The following is a 19,253-nucleotide window of genomic DNA, read 5'->3' on the forward strand; positions in this document are numbered from 1 at the left end:
CCCTGGGTCGGCGATCAGTGCCATCGAGAGTGCACAGCGACATCCGCGGAAAACAGTCTTGTTCTTTTCCACCGCCTCAGCCGCCCAGGGCGCCGCGACCACTTGAGGATTGCTTATCCAGGTGCCGACAACCCCTGGTTGCCCGACCTGTGATCACGCACATTGGTGGGGTGAACCTCGTCGAGCTGGGAGCGTTCCTCAAGTCGCGCCGGGACCGGATCCGGCCTGCCGATGTCGGCTTGCCCGCTGGTCCGCGGCGCCGGGTGTCAGGACTGCGTCGTGACGAGGTGGCGCAGTTGGCCGGCGCCTCGGTCGACTACTACACAGAGCTCGAGCGCGGTGCCGGTGCCCAGCCGTCCGAGCAGATGCTGGCGGCGCTCGCCCGAGCGCTGCGGCTCAGCCGTGACGAGCGCGACCACCTCTTCTACCTGGCAGGCCGCGCGGTGCCCGCGCACGGCGGCCCTGCCGACCACGTCCATCCCAGCATGCTCGACCTGCTGCACCGGCTGGACGGCACGCCGGCTCAGGTGGTCACGGATCTGCGCGTGACGTTGGTGCAGAACCGGTTGGCGGCCGCGCTGGTCGGCCCGGCACCGCCGCCGACCGGGTGGACGGCGAGCTTCGTGCACCGGTGGTTCACCGACCCGGCGTCGCGGGCGATCTACCCCGTCGAGGACCACGACTACTACGCGCGCTCGTTCGTCGCCGACCTCCGCGCGGCGATGGCCCGCCGTGGTGGCGACGACTCCGAGGTGACCGCGCTGATCGCGGATCTGACCGCACGCAGCCCGGAGTTCACGGAGCACTGGAAGCGCCACGATGTCGCGTTCCGCCGCAACGACCGCAAGCGTTTGGTGCATCCCGAACTCGGGCTGCTGGAGGTGAACTGCCTCAATCTGCTCAGCGAGGACGGCAAGCAGCGGTTGCTGTGGTTCACGCCGGCGGTCGGCACCGACTCGGTCGCCAAACTCGAGATGCTGGCCGTCGTGGGATCCCAGGCGTTGCGGTAAATCTCCAGGAGACCCCATGACCACGTACGCGCCAACTCTGCGGTGGACCGCTGCCGCCCTGATCGCCCTGTCTCTCACCGGCCTGACCGCCGAGGCGTCGTCCAGCTCGCGCACGCCAGACCTCGGCGCCGCCCCCGCCGTGATCGCCACCGACATCCAGATGCCGTGGGGCATGGCTTTTCTGCCCGGCGGCGACGCGCTGATCACCGAACGACAGACGAGCCGCGTTCTGCGCATCGGGCCGGGTCGCGAACCCGAGCTCGTCCGCACGATTCCCGACGTGTACCTCCCAGGTGGTGACGGCGGGCTGCTCGGCCTGGATCTCTCGCCCCGTTTTGCCCGGGACAAACGGGTGTACGTCTACTACACCGCCGTCGGCGGCGAGTCACGGATCGCCCGGTTCACACTCGGCACCGACGAACCGCTCGAGGTCGTCCTGGCCTTCACCCGCGGGGAGAACCACAGTGGCGGGCGCCTCAAGTTCGGCCCGGACGGCATGCTGTACGCCACCGTCGGTGATGGCCGCAACCCCGGAAACGCGCAGGATCTGACCAACCTCAACGGCAAGATCCTGCGGGTCACGCCGGACGGCCGCCCGGCGCCGGGCAACCCGTTTCCCCACTCGCCGATCTGGAGCTACGGCCACCGCAACCCGGAAGGCCTCGCCTGGGACGCCCGGGGCCGGATGTACTCCTCCGAGTTCGGCGAGGACGCCGTCGACGAGATCAACCTGATCCGGCCCGGCCGCAACTACGGCTGGCCGATGGTGGAAGGCATGGGGGACACCGACAACGGCCGTCTCACCAACCCGCTGATCACCTTTCCCACCGCCGAAGCCGGCCCTTCGGGCATAGCCATCTCCGGCAACACGCTCTACATGGCCTGCCTTACCGGCCAACGGCTGTACACCATGCCGCTCGTCAAAGGCCGCATCGGTGAGCCGAAGGCGTACTTCCCCGGCGTTCACGGTCGCTTGCGGACCGTGGAGATCGCCCCCGACGGCGCGCTCTGGCTCACCACGTCCAACCACCCGCGTCAGCCGCGTGAGGGTGACGATCACGTCCTGCGGTTCCCACACGCTGACAAAATCCCAGGAGACCTGTCGTGACAGCTGATTCGGAGTACAAGCGGCGAACCGTGCTGAGGGCGGGAAGTGCCGCCGTCACCGCGACCTTCGTGGCAACGCGCGCGGTAACGTCCGCAGCGGCAGCGCAGACAGAGTCCTCTGTGGACATAACGTTGCGCGTCAACGGACACGACCACCGGTTGGGGGTCGAACCCCGCGTGACGTTGCTGGACGCTTTGCGAGAGCGTCTTGACCTCACCGGCACCAAGAAGGGCTGCGACCGCGGTGAGTGCGGCGCCTGCACGGTGCTGGCCGACGGGCGGCGGATCAAGTCCTGCCTGACGCTCGCGGTGATGCGCCAGAACACCGAGATCACCACGATCGAAGGCCTGGCACGGGGTGACCGGCTGCACCCGCTGCAGGAGGCGTTCATCCGGCGTGATGCGCTCCAATGTGGAGGATGCACACCCGGTCAGATCATGTCCGGTGTCGCCTGCATCTCCGAGGGGCACACCCGTTCGGCGGACGAGATCCGCGAGTGGATGAGCGGGAACCTGTGCCGGTGCGCGTGCTATCCGAACATCGTCGCCGCCATCCAGGACGCGGCGAAATGAGGAACTTCACGTACGCCGCGCCTCGCGACGTCGCCGAGGCGGTGCGGCTGGCCGGGCAACCCGGCGCACGGTTCATCGCGGGCGGAACGGACCTGCTGAACCTGATGAGGGACGGCGCCCAGAGCCACGGCGTGATCATCGACATCAACGGTCTGGCGCTGGGCGACATCGTGCAGCGCAACGGCGTGATCCGGATCGGCGCGCTGGCCCGGATGAGCGACGTGGCCGCGCATCCTGCTGTCCGCAGATCCCTGCCCGTCGTGTCGGAGGCGTTGCTGAACTCCGCGTCCCCGCAGGTCCGGAACATGGCCGCGGTCGGTGGCAACGTCCTGCAGCGGACCCGATGCGGGTACTTCCGCGACAGCGGGACCACGTGCAACAAGAAGGCTCCCGGCAGCGGATGCCCCGCGCTCGAAGGTGAGAACCGCGGCCACGCGATCCTCGGCGGCAGCGATCACTGCCTCGCCGTGCACCCGTCGGACCTGGCGGTGGCCCTGCTGGCAGTGGACGCCGTCGTGCTGACCGACCGCAGGCGGTTCCCGTTCGCCGATCTCCACGTCGTTCCCGGCACGACGCCGGATCAGGAGACCGTGCTCGGGCACGGCGAGCTGATCACCGGGTTCGAGATCCCGGTGACCCCGCTCGCGGCCAGGTCGAGGTACCTGAAACTGCGTGACCGCGCGACGTTCGAGTTCGCGGTCGTGTCCGTTGCCGCGGCGTTGGCCATGCGCGGCAACACCGTGCGAGACGTCCGGCTGACATTTGGTGGCGTGGCCACAAAACCTTGGCGCTCGCCGGAAGCCGAAGACGCTTTGCGCGGGAAGCCGCTCACCACGACGACAATCACCGAAGCCGGGCGTGCGTTGGTCCGCGGTGCCGTCACCCGTGACCACAACGCGTTCAAGGTGGACCTCGTCCAACGCGCGCTCGATGGCTTGCTGCGAGATCTCGGAGGTGTGCGATGACTGTCGGACAGCCTGTCGAACGCGTCGACGGACGTGCCAAGGTCACCGGCACCGCCCGATACGCCGCCGACCGCACGCTGCCCGGAATGCTGTACTGCCACCTGGTGATGGGCACGATCGCTCGCGGCCGGGTCACGGCCGTGGACACCACCGCTGCCCGTGCGGTCCCCGGAGTCGTCGAGGTGTTCACGCACGAGAACGCGCCTCGACTGACCAGCGAGCAGCACTTCATGCCGTTGCAGGGAAACCAGATCCACTACAACGGGCAGATCGTGGCCATCACGGTCGCCACTACACTTGAGCAGGCGCAGGAAGCCGCCGAGCTCGTGCGCGTCACCTACGCTCCGGAAACCCCGAAAGCGGTGATCGCCGACGCGTTGGCGGAGGTCTACCTGCCCGCGAACCAGGAAGTGATCGTCGGCGATGCGGCCGCGGGCCTGGCCGCGGCCGAAGTCACCGTCAAGCAGAACTACTCGAGCCCGCCACACCACCACAACCCGATAGAGCCCCATGCGACAGTCGCGCAGTGGGACGGCGATCGCCTGACCGTGCACGAGACGACCCAGGGCGTCGTCAACGCCCAACGCACCTTCGCCACCGCTTTCGCCATCCCGCAGACCAACGTGCGGGTGCTGGCGCCGTACCTGGGCGGCGGGTTCGGCTGCAAGTCACCGGTGTGGCCGCACTCGCTGCTCAACGCCGCGATCGCCCGGCAGCTCGGGCGGCCAGCCAAGATGGTGCTCGCGCGGTCCCAGATGTATTCGATCGTCAGTCACCGCGCCGAGTTCTGGCAACAGGTCACCCTGGGCGCCAAACGGGACGGCACCCTCACCGCGCTGGTGCACGTCAGCACCCAGCAGCTGTCCAGGACCAGCGAGAACATGTACAGCCACAGCATTTCCAGCAGGATGCTCTACGCCTGCCCGAACATCCACACCCGGCAACAAGGAGTCCGCCTCGACGTTCCGACGTCGCGGTTCATGCGCTCACCGCAGATGGCCTCCCACTTCGGACTGGAAACGGCGCTGGACGAGCTGAGCTACGAGCTCGGTGTCGACCCGGTCGAGCTGCGCAGGCGCAACTACACCGACGTGAACCCCACCACGGGGGAGCGCTTCTCGAGCAGGTTCCTGCTGGAGTGCTACAACCTCGGCGCCGACGCCTTCGGCTGGTCACGCCGCAACCCGAAGCCGGGTTCCACAAAGGACGGTCACGAGTTCGTCGGCTGGGGCATGGCTACCGAAGCACACGACCACAGCGCCAGCCCGTCTTCGGCAATGGTCAGGATGGCAGCGGACGGCACCGTGCTGAGCCAGACAGCCACGCAGGACATCGGAACGGGCACGTACACGGTGTTCACCCAGGTCGTCGCCGAAGCCCTCGGCGTGCCGCTGAACCAGGTCAAGGTCGAGCTCGCCGACACCAACTTCCCAGCGGCGGCGTTGTCGGCGGGGTCCGGGACGATCGCCAGCGTCACCGGCGCCGTCAACGCGGCCGCGTCGGCCGTGCGGACCGCCGTCGTCCAGCTCGCTGTGTCGAATCCCGCGTCACCGTTGTACGGCCTGCCTGCCGAGCAGATCGTCACGCAGCACGGGTACTTGTTCTCGCCGGACCGTTCCCGCCGCGAAAGCTATCGAGCCGTCATGGCACGGCATGGCGCGCCGGTGCAGAACACCAGCACCATGACCAACGCCAGGGGCTACTCCACCGGAGCGGTCTTCGTCGAAGTCCGGGTTGATCCGCGCTACGGCCGAGTGCGCGTGACCCGCGGAGTCGGCGCGTACGACGCCGGCCGCGTGATGAACCGCAAGACCGCACGCAGCCAGGTGATCGGTGGATTCACCTGGGGCATCGGCAATGCGTTGATGGAACACACCGTGCTCGACCGCCGGACCGCGCGGGTGGTCAACCCGAACCTGTCGACGTATCTGCTTGCCGTGAACGCGGATGTGCCGGACATCCAGGCGATCTTCGTGGACAAGCCGGATCCGGTCAGCACGGCCCTCGGGGCCAGGGGCTTCGGCGAAACACCGATCACCGGCGTGCCCGCCGCGATCGGCAACGCGATCTTCCACGCCACCGGCCGCCGGATCCGTGACCTCCCGTTCACCCAGGACAAACTGCTGCGAGAACTCCTGACGCAGTGATCTGGCCATCAGGTTGATCATCGTGGTGTGGATGAACGCCGCCAGTCCCGGATACGGCGATGCGACCAGCGGACCCGCGTGCGCGGTCGCGGTGAGTTTCAGCCGCGTGGGAGGCAGTAGCTGGGGCTGCCCGCCTTCTCCCGCAACGGTCGCAGATCCGCCGCGAACAGTGCTACGTCGCCGCTGTCGACGTCCAGCCTCCTGCCGTGCCGGGGTCAGCTGGTGACGCGGAACGTGGCGTCGCTGCGGCTGACCGCGGTGGTGATCGGGGCGAGCCTCAACTCGTAGGCGTAGTGCCGGATGTAGCGATCGGGGTGGTTGTAGGACTGGAAGGAACTCCACGACGACGAAGCCAGGCGCAACGTGGTCCAGGTTTGGGCGAAATCCGGTGCGAAGGCGTCTACGCGTGCAACGAACTGCGATTCATGCTGTACCTCTGTGGCGCGCGCACCGTTGTCGGCCATTGCTCTCGGACCCTTCTGACTGGCACCGCCAGCCGTCGGCAGGTCTTGAGGCGCGCCTTCACCTTGACCAACAGGAGAGGGCGGTAGCGTCACCCGAGGCGGAGTCCGGCGCAGCAGCCGGCCAGACCTGTCGGAGTGAGGCGAGCGTGGCGAGCGAACCGGTGCCGGGGGAGATCGACCTGACCAGGCCCAGCGTGGCCAGGGTGTACGACTACTACCTGGGTGGTGCCCACAACTTCGCGGTGGACCGCGAGATGGCCCAGCAGGCGATCGAGATGTGGCCGGACCTCCCGCTGATCATGCAGGCCAACCGGGCGTTCCTGCGCCGCGCCGTGCGGTTCTGCGTCGACGCCGGGGTGCGGCAGTTCCTCGACCTCGGCTCGGGTATCCCGACCGCGGGTAACGTGCACCAGGTCGCGCAGGACGCGGCGCCCGGCACGCGGGTCGTCTACGTCGACAGCGACCCCATCGCCGTCGCCTACAGCCGCACCATCCTCGGCGACGACCCCCGGACCGCGGTGGTGCAGGCCGACCTGCGCCACCCGGAGCAGGTGCTCGGCAGTCCTGAAGTGCGTTCGCTGCTGAACTTCGACGAGCCGATCGCGGTCATGATGGTCGCGGTGCTGCACTTCGTCCCCGACGCCGACGACCCGGCCGCCGTCATCGCCGGTTACCGCGAAGCGATGGCTCCCGGCAGCTTCCTGGTCGTCTCGCACGCCAGCCAGGACGGCCAGCCGGAGAAGGCCGGCTCGCACGAGGACCTCTACCGCCGCCGCACGGCGAGCCCGATGACGATGCGTTCCAAGTCGCAGGTCATCGCTCTGATGGACGGCTTCGACCTGGTCGAGCCCGGAGTGGTGTTCCTGCCGCTGTGGCGGCCCGTGTCGCTCGACGACGTCGACGACCAGCCGGAGCGGTTCACCGGGCTCGCCGCGGTCGGCCGCAAGCGCTGACGCTGCTCAGACCGTGGTCCTCGTCGCGGCTAGCACCCGAGCATGGCGGCGTGGGCGGGTGAGCGGCTTGGGCTGGTGCGGGTGCCCGGCGGGGTGCGGGGCACTGCGGTGCCGGCGCAGCACGCGGTGTGCGAGCGCTGTCCGTCGTTGTGGCGATGCGGCGAAGAGAGTGGCCGCGCTCAAGGTCACGAGCAGGGTTGTGGTGCCCGCCAGCACCAACGTCGTGTCCGCTCCGATCCGCTCGCACAGCCAGCCGAGCAGGGGAGCACCGAGCGCGCCCGCGGCCGCGCCGGTGGACCCGCTGATCGCGAGCATCCGGCCGCGCATGCCCTCCTCGGAGTCGAGCTGCAGGCGGGTGCTCATGGTGGTGTCGATCAGCACCGCCGCGGCCGCGATCGGGACGAGCACGACGGCGAACGCGACGGGGCCGGGCAGGAGGCCACCGGCGGCCTGGAGCACGCTGGCGAGGCCGGCCGCCACGAGCAGCAGCCGCACGGACAGCCTCGGTCGCGCTGCCGCGAACAGCCCGCCGAGGACGGTTCCGATGGCGAACACCGACGACAGCACGCCGTACATGGCCGCGTCGGTGCTCATCGCCGCCATGGTGACCTGGTAGTTGCGGCCCAGACAGGACAAGACGAACCCGAGCGCGACGAGCAGCAGCAGGCGACCACTGCTGACGATGTAGCGCAGGCCGTCCCGCACTCCGGCGCGGCACGCGGTGCTGGCGGCGAGGGGATGCAGCTCCTCGCGGCGAATGCACAGGACGGCGGCGATGACGGCACCGAAGCTGAGGCCGTTGAGCACGAACAACATCGGCGCACCGACGAGCGCGATCAGCAGCGCCGCGGTGCTCATGCCCAGAATCCGTCCGACCGAGCTGACCACGGAACCGAGTGCGACCGCGTTGGCGAGACCGTCACGCGGCACGATCTGGCTGCTCAACCTGCCGAACGCGGGACCGTCGAACACGGAGATCAGGCCGGCGGTGACGGTGAGTGCGTAGACCGCCGCCATCGGCAGATCCGACCAGATGGCCACCGCGAGTGCCCCCGCCAGCACGGCGTGCAGTGTCTGGCAGACGAGCACGATTCGGCGCACCGGCAACCGGTCGGCGAGCGCACCCGCCCACGGGCCGAGAAGGACGGCGGGCAGCGTGCTGAGCAGTACCGAGAAACCGACCGAGGTCGCGGATCCGGTGCGTTCGAGCACCACCCAGTTGAGGCCGATGACCTGCATCCACGAGCCCGTCACGGAGATCAGGTCCGCGGTGGCCCACAGGCGGTAGTTCCGATGGCGCAGCGCGCGGAACATCGGCGGCATGGTTCGCCGCACGGTGCAACTCCTCAAACGGGGGGTGGGCCAGACACCTCGTGGCCCGGACGGCGGCAAGCCTACGTGCGGCTGCCCCGCGCTCCCACGTGAGAACGTTCACCTCTGTGGTTGTAACGCCCCGTTGAGTGCGTCGTTGATCAGTGGCGACAACAGGTGTACCTCGGGTTCCGTCCTAAGTGGATTGTCGTCCGCGGCGAGGCCGGGCCGTGCTGTGACGCACAACCATCCGGGTGGGCACCAGGGCCATGCCGGGTTCGACCGCTTCGCGGCGGATCTGCCGGAGCAGTCGCTCCACGCAGCGGCGGCCCACCTCGGCGAAGTCCTGGCGGACCGTGGTCAGCGGTGGGTGGAAGCAACCCGCGTCCGGGATGTCGTCGAACCCGACCACGCTCACGTCGCCGGGCACGGAGCGACCGTGCTCGTGCAAGGCTCGCAGCACGCCCAGCGCCATCTGGTCGTTGGCGGCGAATATGGCGGTGCACCGGTCTTGTTCCGCTAGTCGCAGGCCGGCCTGGTATCCCGACTCCGCCGACCAGTCACCTCGTTCGACGGGCGGAACACGGCGGCCCGCCTCCTGCAAAGTCGTGCGCCAGGCGTTGGTGCGGCGTTCGGCGGCGAATGACCCGGTGGGGCCGGCTACGTGCCAGACCGTGCGGTGCCCGAGCTCCAGCAGGTGGCGAACGGCCTGCCGCGCCCCGTCGAACTGGTCGCTGTCGACGACCGCGTAGCGGTCTCCCGCGTCGGAATCCACCACGACCACCTGGACGCCGGGCGGCAACGTCACGGTGGCGGCGTCGAGCAGGTGCACTTCCATGATCACGATGACGCCGTCCACGGCCAGCTCCTCGAGCCGGGTGAACGCCCCGAGGACGTCGTCCTGGGTTGGTGACGCCACGGGGATGAGGGTGATCGCGTAGCCCTCGGCGGCGGCGTGGTCGGCGATCGCTTCGACAGTGCGGCTGTTTCCGGTGGTGGACAACGTGAAGAGGACGACGCCGATGGTGCGGAATTCGCCCAGCCTCAGCGCCCGCGCGGCGTTGTTGGGCCGGTAGCCCAGTTCTTCCATGGCCGCCAGGACGCGCTCGCGGGTGGAGGCGATCACCCTGGGGTGGCCGGTGGAGACTCGGGAAACCGTCTGCGACGAGACGCCGGCGAGCCGCGCGACGTCACCTATGGAGACACCGCGCTTTCTGCGGCCGGACGGCTCCGGTGGTGGTGCTCCTGGCGAGGTGTCCGCGGCAGTCAACGCCGTACCGCCCCTTCCCGACATGGGTTAACCGGGTCTTGACGACCGTGCAACGTGATGTAAGCATCGTGCATGTTCACGTTAACATGACTCCATGATCACCGTGTAGTTATGCGGCACTTCCCCGCCGCTGTGCATTCCGGCCGCTCGAACCGGCGTCATGTTTACGTAAACATTGCACTGGCAGCGCATGATCGAACGTCAAGGAGCAGCAGTGGTTTCTCCTCCCGCCGCCCGCTGGCTGCGTTGGCCCGGCGCCGTCGCCGAGGCGCGGCTCGCCTACGGCGCCGACTACAACCCGGAACAATGGCCCGTCGAGGTCTGGGCCGAGGACGTCCAGGCGATGCAGGCGGCCGGGGTGAACATCGTCTCGCTGGGGATCTTCTCGTGGGCCCGCATCCAGCCCACTCCGGACGCTTACGACTTCTCCTGGCTCGACGACGTCATGGACCTGCTGCACGCGGGCGGCATCGCCGTCGACCTCGCCACGGCGACCGCCTCGCCACCGCCGTGGCTGACCGCCCGGCACCCGGAAATCCTTCCCGTCGACCGCAACGGCGCGACGGTGTGGCCGGGTTCGCGTCAGCACTGGCGGCCCACCTCACCCGTCTTCCGCGAGCACGCGCTGCGGCTGGTGCGCGCCATGGCCGAGAGGTACGCCACCCACCCGGCGCTGGCGGCCTGGCACGTGTCCAACGAGTTGGGCTGCCACAACGCCTACGACTACTCCGACGACGCGGCGCGCGCGTTCCGCACGTGGCTGCGGGCCCGGTACAGCACCCTGGACCGGTTGAACGCCGCCTGGGGAACCGCGTTCTGGTCACAGCACTACAGCGACTGGGAACAGATCCTGCCTCCCCGGCTGACGGCGGCGCAGCCGAACCCGACGCAGCAGCTCGACTTCAAGCGCTTCTCCTCCAACGCGTTGAAGGACTACCTGCGGGCCGAACGCGACACCCTGCGGGAGATCACCCCTGATGTGCCGGTCACGACCAACTTCATGGTCATGCACGGAATCAAGGCCATGGACTACGCCGACTGGGCCGGCGAAGTCGACTTCGTCTCCAACGACCACTACGTGCACCCCGGACCGCAGGCGCTCGACGAGCTGTCGTTCTCGGCGAACCTGACCGGCAACCTGGCGCCGGGGCCGTGGTTCCTGATGGAGCACTCCACCAGCGCCGTCAACTGGCAGCCGGTCAACGTGGCGAAACGACCGGGCGAACTGGCTCGTGACTCGCTGACGCACGTGGCCCACGGCGCCGACGCGGTGTGCTTCTTCCAATGGCGGCAGTCGGTCGCGGGCGCGGAGAAGTACCACTCCGCGATGCTGCCGCACGCCGGTCGGGACAGCGAGGTCTTCCGATCCGTCGCGGAGCTCGGGCGGACCCTGCGCGAACTCGGCCCCGTGGCGGGCACGGTGCGCCACGCGGCGCGCGCCGCCATCGTGTTCGACTGGTCCTCCTGGTGGGCGAGCGAACAGGACTCCCACCCGACCTCGCGGCTGGACTACCGGCAGGAAGCGCTCGACTGGTACTCGGCCTTCCTGGACCTCGGCGTCCGCGTCGACGTGGTGCCGGTGAACACACCGCTCGACGGGTACGACGTCGTCGTCGCCCCGGTGCTGCACCTCGTGCCGGCAGCGCTGTCCGAGCGCCTGACCGCCTACGTCGCCGGCGGCGGGCACCTCGTCGCGACCTACTTCTCCGGCATCGTCGACGAGAACGACCACATCTGGCCGGGTGGCCATCCCGGTGCGCTGCGAGACCTGACGGGCATCCGGATCGAGGAGTTCGGGCCCCTGCTCGACGACCAGCGGGTGGAGCTGGACAACGGCACAACCGGCACGATGTGGACGGACCGGATCGACATCACCGCCGACGGCGTGGAAGTGCTCGCCTGGTACAAGAGCGGCGACCACGAAGGCCGGCCCGCGATCACCAGGCGCGTCACCACGACGGGATCCGCCACGTACGTATCGACCCGTCTCGGGCCGGTGGGTCTCCTCCCGGTGCTGACCGAGGTCCTGGACGCGGCCGCTGTCCGCAGCGAGCTCCCGGCAGGGATTCGCGGCCGGGTCGAGCTGGCCGTCAGGGCCGACCGGGACACGGCCTTCTGGTTCCTGATCAACCGCACCGACGAACCGGTCGAGGTCTCCGAGGTGACGGGTGACGTCATCGTCGGCCCCGCTGACGGACGGCAACTCGTTCTCCCGCCGCGGGCGGTCGCCGTGCTGCGCAGACACGCCGGCTGATCTGCCTGTGCGAAGTGATGTTCACGTGAACACGGTGTGGTGCGGGCGATCCACGCGCTGCACGAGGCGGTTCGGTCCGTGCTGACCCGGCCGACCGTTCTGTCCACTCCCGACAGCCGCAGTTCCTCTCAACTCCCGATAGGACAGTCCGTGACCATGAAGAAATGGCTCGCCAGGGTCGTGACCACAGTGATGGGGGCGGCGCTGCTGACCTTGCCGGCCACCTCCAGCCAGGCAGTCAGTCCGACACCCCAAACGCTCTACCAGCTTCCCGCCAACGCCCAGTGCACCAAGGGTCTCGGCAACTGCGCGATCTACTCCAAGGCCGCCGCGCTGCCGAGCGGGCGCCTGGTCGCCGGTTTCGAGAGGGCGATCGTCGGCCCGACCGGAACGGCCGTCGGTCAGGTCATCCCGGTGTACCGCAGTGACGACGACGGCACGACGTGGCAGTGGCTGTCCGACGTCCGGGCGCCGGCGTACCTGTCGAGCAACCCCGCGTACGCGAAGTACACGAGCAACTGGGGTGCCCCGTTCTTCTACGTTCTTCCCCAGAACATGGGCAACCTGAGCGCGGGCACGTTGCTGCTGTCCACTTTGGTCACGGGCGAGGATCACTACTTCACCGAGCACAAGGCGGCGGACCCGAACTGGGTGCCGACCAACGACGGCGACCGTCGCGACCTGGCACTCGCGCTCTACTCCAGCACGGACCAGGGCGCGTCCTGGAACTTCCTCAACATCATCACCGCGGGCGGCTGGCAGGGCGGCAGCGCGGGCGCCGTCGGACAGAACATCGCGAACGCCAACACGTACCGGCAGGTCGACCCCGTGTGGGAGACGTACCTGATGGTGTACAACAACCAACTCGTCGCGTACTACTCCGACGAGAACGACTACACCGGCTACGACACCTCGACGGGCGTGCTGACCATGCGCGCCGACAACGACACGGCCGGCGACTCCCACGGGCAGGTCATCGCGCACCGGACCTGGAACGGCAACACCTCCAGCGCGTGGAGCGCCCCCGTGCTGGACGTCGCCGGCCTCACCCAGAACGTGGGCGGCGTCAACCAGATCGGCGGCGGACGCCCGGGTATGCCGAACGTGGTGCAGACCACCGACGGCCAGTGGATGATGACCTACGAGTACTTCGGCGGCGGCGACAACGTGCGCTACAAGATCTCGTCGAACCCGTTGAACTTCTTCTCCGTCGGCGGTGCGGCCGGGACGAACATCACGGCCCTTCCGATCACCTCCGGATCCCCGGCGCTCACCAGGGGTGGAAGCCCGGTCATCGTCCGGCTTCCCGACGGCCGGCTGATGTACAACGCGGCAGGCAGCGGTGACGTCTGGGTCAACCCGAGCGGCAGCAGCACGGGTGCCTGGACGCGGCAGCTCACCACCATCGGGTCGGGGTACTTCCGCAACCTGACGTACGTCCCCCGCACCGGTCGTGTGCTGATCCTGTCCGGGGCCGGCACCATCCGGCACGCCGACATCGACTTCGGACGATCCACCGGGCCGTACTACAAGCTGGTCAACCGGCAGAGCGGCAAGGTGCTCGACGCGTTCGAAGCCAGCCTGGCCGACGGCACGAACCTCGTGCAGTGGGCGGACAACGGTGGCTTCAACCAGCACTGGCACATCACGGACACCGGTGACGGCTACCGGACGCTCCTCAACCGCAACAGCGGCCGGGCCGTGTCCATCTTCGGCGCGAGCACCGCCGATGGGACACGAGCCGCGCAGTGGGTGCAGAACACCGCGTTCGACCAGGCGTTCACGCTCGAACCCGTCGGCGCCTACTACGAGATCCGCGCCCGCCACAGCGGCAAGCTGCTCAGTGTCGCCGGCGGATCGACCGCTGACGGCGCGCAGGTCGTCCAGTGGCCGGACGGCAACCGGTTCGAACAGCAGTGGTCGCTGGTCCAGGTGACGAGCTAGTCACTGCGGAGCCGAGGGGAAGGCCGCCGGATCTCGACCGGTGGCCTTCCCCTCGGCCCGTTTTCCGGCGTTCGGCCGCCGGACCGAGCTCGAGATCAGCGATCCCACGTCACCGGAAGGGCCGTGAGTCCGCCCGTCAGCACGTCGCCCCGGATCGTCAGGCATTCCACGGGAACAGCCAGGCGCATGGTGGGGAAGCGCGGGATCAGTTGGGAGAACACGGCTTGCAGTTCCATGCGGGCCAGTGGGGCGCCGATGCAGTAGCGCAGGCCGTGGCCGAAGGTGAGATGCGCTGCGGCCTTGCGGGTGATGTCGACGCGGTCCGGTTCGGTGAAGGCGGCCGGGTCGTGGTTGGCGGCGCCGTTGTCGAGCAGGACGAGGTCGCCGGCGCGGATGCCGACGCCGTCGATCTCCATGTCAGTGCGGGCGTAGCGAGGGATGCCTCCACCGCCCTTGCCCGGCGCGCGAAGAAGCTCCTCGACGGCGTTCGGGACGAGGGTCGGGTCGTTTCGCAGGGCGTTCCACTGGTCCGGGCTGGTCAGCAGGAGCAGTGCGCCCAAGCCGATCTGGACCACCGTCGTCTCGTGGCCTGCGAACAGCAGTGCCATGGACAGCATGGCGGCCTCCTCGGTGGAGACGCCGTCGGTCGCGCACAGGCGGGAGATCACGTCGTCACCCGGTTCGCGTCGTTTCGCCTCGACGAGGCGCATGCCGTAGCCGAACAGGTTGCCAAGGCCCTGCTCCGAGACGGCTCGGTCGTTGATGTTCGCGGCGGCTTCGGTCCAGGCGCGGAACTGGTCGCGGTCGTCGTACGGCACGCCGAGCAGTTCGCAGATCACGAGGATCGGCAGCGGGAGCGCGATCGCGGCGTGCAGGTCGGCCGGTGCTTGCGAGTTGGCCAGGTTGTCGAGCAGCTGTGTGGTCAGCGCGTCGATTCGGGGACGTAACCCGCGCATGTGCTGGGAGAGAAGTGCGGTTGCAGCAGTGCGCGCATCCGGGCGTGGTCGGTGTGCTCGGTGGCGAAGTCTCCCATCGGGCCGCCGAACAGGGCGGATTCACCGGTGCGGGCCGCGTTCTGCGGGTCGGGGTGGGATCGGCCGAGCCGGTCGTCGGCGAGGAGCTCGCGCACGTGGGCGTAGTCGGTGACCAGCCAGGCCTCGTGACCGACCGCGGTGCGGACGCGGTGGACCGCGCCCTGGGATTGGAGCGCGCGTAGTTGTGGAGCGAGCTGAAGCGGGTGGGACTGCTCGAACGGCAGCTGAGCAGGAGAGACCATGACGAGCCCCCTTGTTGAAGTCAGCTTGTATAAGTTGACTTATACAAAGATACTTGTTTAGTCTGATCTAAACAAGCGGAGGTGTGATGGCAGCGGGGCCACAGAACGTGCGGCGCATGCCGCGGGCGGAGCGGCGTGAGCAGATCCTCGACGCCGCGACCCGTGCGTTCGCGCGTACGGGTTATGTGGCGACCGGGCTCGACGGGGTGACGGCTGAAGCCGGCGTCACGCTTGTGTTGCTGTACCGGCATTTCGACTCGAAGGCCGACCTGTACCGGGCTGTGCTCGACCGGGCGTGTTCCCGGCTTGAGGTGGCGGTCGGCTCCGGTGATTTCGATGACGGCAGCATCCCCGCCCTGCTGCGCGCCGCGGCCGCCGATCCGGACGGGTTCCGGTTGTTGTTCCGCCACGCCGTGCGCGAACCGGAGTTCCGGGAGGTGATCGACGGGATCCGGGCGATGTCCGCGGAGGTCACCCGTCGCGAGCTCGCCGCGGTGATCCCGGCTGGTCCGTGGCTGGACTGGGCGGTGCAGATCGTGCCGACGGTGACCCTGGAGTCCGTGATCGCCTGGCTCGACGCCGGTCAACCCGATCCGGGTCAGGCTGCTGACCGCATCGCTCAGGTGGTGCACAGCGCGATTCGGGCGGCTCGCGATATTGACTGACCCAGTCGGTCATTTATTGTGGGAGGGTGCCACGTACTCGTTCAGCGGACATGTTTCCCAGGCTCGTCTCGGCTGCCGCCGAGACGTTCATCGCGCAGGGCTTCCAGCGGACCCAGATGCAGGACGTCGCCGACGTCCTCGGCGTGGCCAAAGGCACGGTCTACGGCTACGTGGAGAACAAGGACGCCCTGCTCGGCGCCGCGCTGCGCTTCGCCGACGGCGTGGAGTCCTTGCCCGAGGTGGCCGACCTGCCGGTCCGTGCGCCGGCGGCAGGCGAGCTGGCGGCGCTGGTGGCCGACCGGCTCCGCACCGAGATCGGGCAGCTGCGGCTGGTCGAGGCGGTGTCGAAGCGGCGGCGTGGTCCGCTGGACGTCGAGCTGAGCGAGATCATCACGAACCTGTACGACACGCTGTCCCGGCATCGGGTCAGCATCAAGCTGGTCGACCGCTGTGCCTCCGAGCTTCCGGAGCTGGCCGCGGTCTGGTTCGGCCATGGCCGCGCGGGCCTGGTGGCCGTGCTGACCGAGTATCTCCAGCGGCGCAAGGCGTTGCGGCTTCCCGGACCGGCGCCGCTGGTCGCCCGCACGATCCTGGAGACCTGCGTGTTGTGGGCGGTGCACCTGCACTGGGATCCCGCCGGGCAACCCGTCGAGACCGCTGCCGTTCCAGCCACGCTGGCAGGCCTGCTCACGCGTGGACTGCTGCCTGAAGGGACATCGACATGAGCCAGAAGCTCACCGCTGAAGGCCTCCGCGAGGTGTGGGACCGCTACGCACCCCGCTACGACCGCGACATCAGCTTCTTCGAACGCATCCAGTTCAGCGGCGGGCGCGAATGGGTGTGCCCGCAGGCCACCGGCGACGTGCTAGAGGTGGCTGTCGGGACTGGCCTCAACCTTCCGCACTATCCGGCGAACGTCAGACTCACCGGCCTGGACCTCAGCCCGGCCATGCTCGACATCGCCCGCACCCGTGCCGCCGAGCTCGGCCGCGAGATCGAGCTGTGCGAGGGGGACGCGCAGGCGCTGCCGTTCCCGGATGCCTCGTTCGACACCGTGGTCTGCACGCTCGGCCTGTGCGGGGTTCCCGACGAGCGCGGGGCAATCACCGAGATGCAGCGCGTGCTCAAGCCGGGCGGGAAGCTGTTGTTGCTCGATCACGTCGGTAGCCACCACCGGATCGTCCACTTCGTACAGTCGCTGCTGGAGAAGTTCACCGTCCGGATGATGGGCGACTACCAGACCCGGCGGCCGCTGCCCCTGGTGGAGCAGGCGGGGTTTGTGGTGCAGCGGCAGGAACGGCTCAAGCTCGGCATGGTCGAGCGGGTGGCCGCGGTCAAGGTCTGAGGCGCTGTTCCAGCAGTGCTTGCTCGGCCGGGTTGGTGGTGAGCCGCAGCGCGCGCTGATCAGCCTCGCGGGCCTCGTCGCCCCGGCCGAGCGCGCGCAGCAGTTCGGCGCGCGTGGCGTGGTAGAGGTGATAGCGGTCCAGGTCGAGAGATTCCAGCTCGGCCAACGCCTTCTCCGCACCGGCGACGTAGCGCAGCGCGATCGCGCGATGCAGCCGGGTCACCGGGGACGGTGCGAGGCACAGCAGCATGTCGTAGAGGACCACGATCTGCGGCCAGTCGGTGTCCTCCCACGACTTCGCTTCCGCGTGACAGGCGACGATCGCCGCCTGCAACTGGTACGGCCCCGGTCGGCGGTGTCGGGCCGCGCGCGCGTCAGCAGTTCCACGGCCTCGTCGATCATCTGCTGGTCCCACGACGAACGGTCTTGAGCCTGCAGCCTCACCAGGTCGCCGCTGGGGGAGAAGCGGGCTGCGGCGCGGGCGCGGTGCAGCCGGATCAGCGCGAGCAGGCCGGCGACCTCGGGCTCGCGCGGCATCAGCCCGTGCAGCAACGACGCGAGCCAGTCGGCATCGGCGACGTGGCGCAGCCGGCGTGGCGAGCACGGGCCGTCGGCGTCTACCGGCTCTGGCGCGACGGCGGCTTCGCGGTCGGTGCGCTTCTCGGCGGCGTCGTCGCCGACCTCTGGGGCCTGCGTGCCGCGGTGTGGGTGGTCGCCGCGCTCACGGCTCTGTCCGGAATCGTTGTGGCCGTGCGCATGTACGAAACCCACTCCAACAGGAAGGTCAGCGCATGACCGTCCCACATGGACTCCTCGACGGACCGATCTACCTCGACCACAACGCCACCACGCCCATCGACCCTGCGGTGACCGAGTCGATGCTGCCCTGTCTGACAGCGGAGTTCGGCAACCCGTCCAGCACGCACCACTACGGCCGAGGGTCCCGCGGCGCACTCGATCACGCCCGCGGGCAGGTCGCGGCGCTGCTCGGCACGACAGCCGAGCGGATCGTGTTCACCGGGTCCGGTTCCGAAGCGGACAACCTCGCCGTCCGCGGCACCGTGCTCGCCTCCGGCGTGGAACGGCCGCACGTGATCACCCAGCCCACCGAGCACCCCGCGGTGCTGCGGGCCTGCGAGGCGTTGCACCGCTGGCACAACACGGAGGTGACACTGCTGCCGGTCGACGGCGACGGCCTCGTCGACCCGGCCGATCTCGCCGCGGCGATCACCCCGCGCACCGTGCTGGTGTCCGTCATGGCGGCGAACAACGAAACCGGTGCACTGCAACCTGTCGACGATCTCGCCGGATCGCACGCGAGCGCGAAGTGGTGTTCCACACCGACGCCGCCCAGGCGATCGGCAAGATCCCGTTCGGCGCGGCCGAACTCGACCTGGTGACGGTGGCCGGGCACAAGATGTACGCGCCGAAGGGAATCGGCGCGCTCTGTGTCCGGCCCGGTGTACCGCTGGAGCCGCTGGTGTACGGCGGCGGCCAGGAACACGGCCTGCGCGCCGGCACCGAGAACGTCGCACTCGCTGTCGCACTCGGCACGGCCGCAGCGCTCGCAGCCGAAGAACTCGCCTCGGGTGGTCACGAGCGCCTCCGTGCGCTGCGGGACCACCTGCACCACCGACTCGCCACCGCGCTGCCGGGCAGGGTCCACCTCAACGGTCCCGAGACGGCGCGGTTGCCCAACACCCTCAACGTCAGCATCGACGGCATCGCCGGGCACGAACTGCTCGGCGCCACAAGCGCGATCGCCGCCTCCACCGGCTCGGCCTGCCACAGCGGACACCACCAGCCCTCACCCGTGCTCACCGCCATGGGCCTGCCCGCCTGCCGTGGCCTGGGCGCACTGCGGCTGTCGCTGGGCCGCTGGACGACCACCGAGCAGATCCACCAGGCAGCACATCACATCATCTCCGCCGCCAGCTGACACCACGGGAAGCAGGGCCGCCGACGGACG

Annotated in this window: 19 protein-coding genes and 1 pseudogene; 13 read left to right on the forward strand and 7 right to left on the reverse strand. The window is 68.9% G+C overall.

The window, feature by feature from the left end; genetic code table 11:
* Positions 1-170: 170 nt before the first annotated feature.
* From ABFX45_RS18005 to ABFX45_RS18025, 5 genes are read left to right on the forward strand one after another with little or no spacing between them, the layout of a single operon-like run.
* Positions 171-1,010 carry a helix-turn-helix transcriptional regulator gene (locus tag ABFX45_RS18005; protein ID WP_109638682.1) on the forward strand — a complete coding sequence of 280 codons (840 nt, stop codon included), beginning with the start codon at positions 171-173 and terminating at the stop codon, positions 1,008-1,010.
* Positions 1,011-1,026: 16 nt separating this feature from the next.
* Positions 1,027-2,118, forward strand: coding sequence for a PQQ-dependent sugar dehydrogenase (locus tag ABFX45_RS18010; protein WP_346131224.1), 1,092 nt, complete (start codon positions 1,027-1,029; stop codon positions 2,116-2,118).
* Positions 2,115-2,690 carry a (2Fe-2S)-binding protein gene (locus tag ABFX45_RS18015; RefSeq protein WP_428834160.1) on the forward strand — a complete coding sequence of 192 codons (576 nt, stop codon included), beginning with the start codon at positions 2,115-2,117 and terminating at the stop codon, positions 2,688-2,690. Before ABFX45_RS18010 ends, ABFX45_RS18015 begins: the two co-directional genes overlap by 4 nt.
* Positions 2,687-3,655, forward strand: coding sequence for an FAD binding domain-containing protein (locus ABFX45_RS18020; protein ID WP_346131226.1), 969 nt, complete (start codon positions 2,687-2,689; stop codon positions 3,653-3,655). The genes ABFX45_RS18015 and ABFX45_RS18020 overlap by 4 nt, the downstream gene beginning before the upstream one ends.
* Positions 3,652-5,802 (forward strand): xanthine dehydrogenase family protein molybdopterin-binding subunit, encoded by a 2,151-nt coding sequence (locus ABFX45_RS18025; RefSeq protein ID WP_346131228.1) that lies wholly within the window; start codon positions 3,652-3,654, stop codon positions 5,800-5,802. The genes ABFX45_RS18020 and ABFX45_RS18025 overlap by 4 nt, the downstream gene beginning before the upstream one ends.
* A gap of 215 nt (positions 5,803-6,017) precedes the next feature.
* On the opposite strand, the gene ABFX45_RS18030 is transcribed toward ABFX45_RS18025, so the two are convergent.
* Positions 6,018-6,266: an AbfB domain-containing protein gene (locus ABFX45_RS18030; RefSeq protein WP_346131230.1), complete on the reverse strand. Its 249-nt coding sequence runs from the start codon at positions 6,264-6,266 to the stop codon at positions 6,018-6,020.
* Positions 6,267-6,412: 146 nt separating this feature from the next.
* On the opposite strand from ABFX45_RS18030, the gene ABFX45_RS18035 reads away from it, so the two are divergent.
* Positions 6,413-7,219 carry an SAM-dependent methyltransferase gene (locus ABFX45_RS18035; RefSeq protein WP_346131232.1) on the forward strand — a complete coding sequence of 269 codons (807 nt, stop codon included), beginning with the start codon at positions 6,413-6,415 and terminating at the stop codon, positions 7,217-7,219.
* Between the two features lie 6 nt (positions 7,220-7,225).
* On the opposite strand, the gene ABFX45_RS18040 is transcribed toward ABFX45_RS18035, so the two are convergent.
* Together ABFX45_RS18040 and ABFX45_RS18045 are read right to left on the reverse strand one after the other, a co-directional pair.
* Positions 7,226-8,554, reverse strand: a complete 1,329-nt coding sequence (locus ABFX45_RS18040) for an MFS transporter (protein ID WP_346131234.1) — start codon at positions 8,552-8,554, stop codon at positions 7,226-7,228.
* 172 nt (positions 8,555-8,726) lie between these two features.
* Positions 8,727-9,824, reverse strand: a complete 1,098-nt coding sequence (locus ABFX45_RS18045) for a LacI family DNA-binding transcriptional regulator (protein WP_346131236.1) — start codon at positions 9,822-9,824, stop codon at positions 8,727-8,729.
* A gap of 190 nt (positions 9,825-10,014) precedes the next feature.
* On the opposite strand from ABFX45_RS18045, the gene ABFX45_RS18050 reads away from it, so the two are divergent.
* The gene (locus tag ABFX45_RS18050; protein WP_346131238.1) at positions 10,015-12,054 is read left to right on the forward strand and encodes a beta-galactosidase; all 2,040 of its coding nucleotides are present in this window, start codon (positions 10,015-10,017) and stop codon (positions 12,052-12,054) included.
* A gap of 156 nt (positions 12,055-12,210) precedes the next feature.
* Positions 12,211-13,998: an RICIN domain-containing protein gene (locus ABFX45_RS18055; RefSeq protein WP_346131483.1), complete on the forward strand. Its 1,788-nt coding sequence runs from the start codon at positions 12,211-12,213 to the stop codon at positions 13,996-13,998.
* Between the two features lie 95 nt (positions 13,999-14,093).
* Here the strand turns inward: ABFX45_RS18055 and ABFX45_RS18060 are convergent, their stop codons facing one another.
* Both ABFX45_RS18060 and ABFX45_RS18065 read right to left on the reverse strand, forming a co-directional pair.
* Complete coding sequence (locus ABFX45_RS18060) at positions 14,094-14,954, reverse strand: cytochrome P450 (RefSeq protein WP_346131240.1); 861 nt, start codon at positions 14,952-14,954, stop codon at positions 14,094-14,096.
* Positions 14,921-15,274 carry a cytochrome P450 family protein gene (locus ABFX45_RS18065; protein WP_346131242.1) on the reverse strand — a complete coding sequence of 118 codons (354 nt, stop codon included), beginning with the start codon at positions 15,272-15,274 and terminating at the stop codon, positions 14,921-14,923. The genes ABFX45_RS18060 and ABFX45_RS18065 overlap by 34 nt, the downstream gene beginning before the upstream one ends.
* Positions 15,275-15,360: 86 nt before the next feature.
* On the opposite strand from ABFX45_RS18065, the gene ABFX45_RS18070 reads away from it, so the two are divergent.
* The 3 genes from ABFX45_RS18070 to ABFX45_RS18080 are packed head-to-tail and all read left to right on the forward strand — an operon-like array spanning position 15,361 to position 17,284.
* Positions 15,361-15,939, forward strand: a complete 579-nt coding sequence (locus tag ABFX45_RS18070) for a TetR/AcrR family transcriptional regulator (RefSeq protein WP_346131244.1) — start codon at positions 15,361-15,363, stop codon at positions 15,937-15,939.
* A gap of 26 nt (positions 15,940-15,965) precedes the next feature.
* Positions 15,966-16,664, forward strand: a complete 699-nt coding sequence (locus ABFX45_RS18075; protein ID WP_346131246.1) for a helix-turn-helix domain-containing protein — start codon at positions 15,966-15,968, stop codon at positions 16,662-16,664.
* On the forward strand, positions 16,661-17,284 hold the full coding sequence (locus ABFX45_RS18080; RefSeq protein ID WP_346131248.1) for a class I SAM-dependent methyltransferase: 624 nt from the start codon (positions 16,661-16,663) through the stop codon (positions 17,282-17,284). Before ABFX45_RS18075 ends, ABFX45_RS18080 begins: the two co-directional genes overlap by 4 nt.
* On the opposite strand, the gene ABFX45_RS18085 is transcribed toward ABFX45_RS18080, so the two are convergent.
* Positions 17,274-17,618: an RNA polymerase sigma factor gene (locus tag ABFX45_RS18085; protein ID WP_346131250.1), complete on the reverse strand. Its 345-nt coding sequence runs from the start codon at positions 17,616-17,618 to the stop codon at positions 17,274-17,276. The genes ABFX45_RS18080 and ABFX45_RS18085 overlap by 11 nt on opposite strands.
* Complete coding sequence (locus ABFX45_RS46520) at positions 17,504-17,821, reverse strand: DUF6596 domain-containing protein (protein WP_428834163.1); 318 nt, start codon at positions 17,819-17,821, stop codon at positions 17,504-17,506. The genes ABFX45_RS18085 and ABFX45_RS46520 overlap by 115 nt, the downstream gene beginning before the upstream one ends.
* Here ABFX45_RS46520 and ABFX45_RS46525 point away from each other — a divergent pair.
* Positions 17,711-18,079: a hypothetical protein gene (locus ABFX45_RS46525; protein WP_428834165.1), complete on the forward strand. Its 369-nt coding sequence runs from the start codon at positions 17,711-17,713 to the stop codon at positions 18,077-18,079. The two genes, ABFX45_RS46520 and ABFX45_RS46525, sit on opposite strands and share 111 nt — an antisense overlap.
* An 83-nt stretch (positions 18,080-18,162) precedes the next feature.
* Positions 18,163-19,223 (forward strand): annotated as a pseudogene (locus ABFX45_RS18095) (cysteine desulfurase family protein).
* The last annotated feature ends 30 nt before the right edge of the window (positions 19,224-19,253 follow it).

This window comes from Lentzea roselyniae (assembly GCF_039537795.1).
Taxonomy (GTDB): Bacteria; Actinomycetota; Actinomycetes; order Mycobacteriales; family Pseudonocardiaceae; genus Lentzea; species Lentzea atacamensis.

Coding starts and splice junctions, on each gene's coding strand:
- ABFX45_RS18010 (WP_346131224.1), top strand. CDS start 1,027: ATGACCACGTACGCGCCAACTCTGCGGTGGACCGCTGCCGCCCTGATC.
- ABFX45_RS18020 (WP_346131226.1), top strand. CDS start 2,687: ATGAGGAACTTCACGTACGCCGCGCCTCGCGACGTCGCCGAGGCGGTG.
- ABFX45_RS18025 (WP_346131228.1), top strand. CDS start 3,652: ATGACTGTCGGACAGCCTGTCGAACGCGTCGACGGACGTGCCAAGGTC.
- ABFX45_RS18030 (WP_346131230.1), bottom strand. CDS start 6,266: ATGGCCGACAACGGTGCGCGCGCCACAGAGGTACAGCATGAATCGCAG.
- ABFX45_RS18045 (WP_346131236.1), bottom strand. CDS start 9,824: ATGTCGGGAAGGGGCGGTACGGCGTTGACTGCCGCGGACACCTCGCCA.
- ABFX45_RS18055 (WP_346131483.1), top strand. CDS start 12,211: ATGAAGAAATGGCTCGCCAGGGTCGTGACCACAGTGATGGGGGCGGCG.
- ABFX45_RS18060 (WP_346131240.1), bottom strand. CDS start 14,954: ATGCGCGGGTTACGTCCCCGAATCGACGCGCTGACCACACAGCTGCTC.
- ABFX45_RS18065 (WP_346131242.1), bottom strand. CDS start 15,274: ATGGTCTCTCCTGCTCAGCTGCCGTTCGAGCAGTCCCACCCGCTTCAG.
- ABFX45_RS18070 (WP_346131244.1), top strand. CDS start 15,361: ATGGCAGCGGGGCCACAGAACGTGCGGCGCATGCCGCGGGCGGAGCGG.
- ABFX45_RS18080 (WP_346131248.1), top strand. CDS start 16,661: ATGAGCCAGAAGCTCACCGCTGAAGGCCTCCGCGAGGTGTGGGACCGC.
- ABFX45_RS46520 (WP_428834163.1), bottom strand. CDS start 17,821: ATGCCGCGCGAGCCCGAGGTCGCCGGCCTGCTCGCGCTGATCCGGCTG.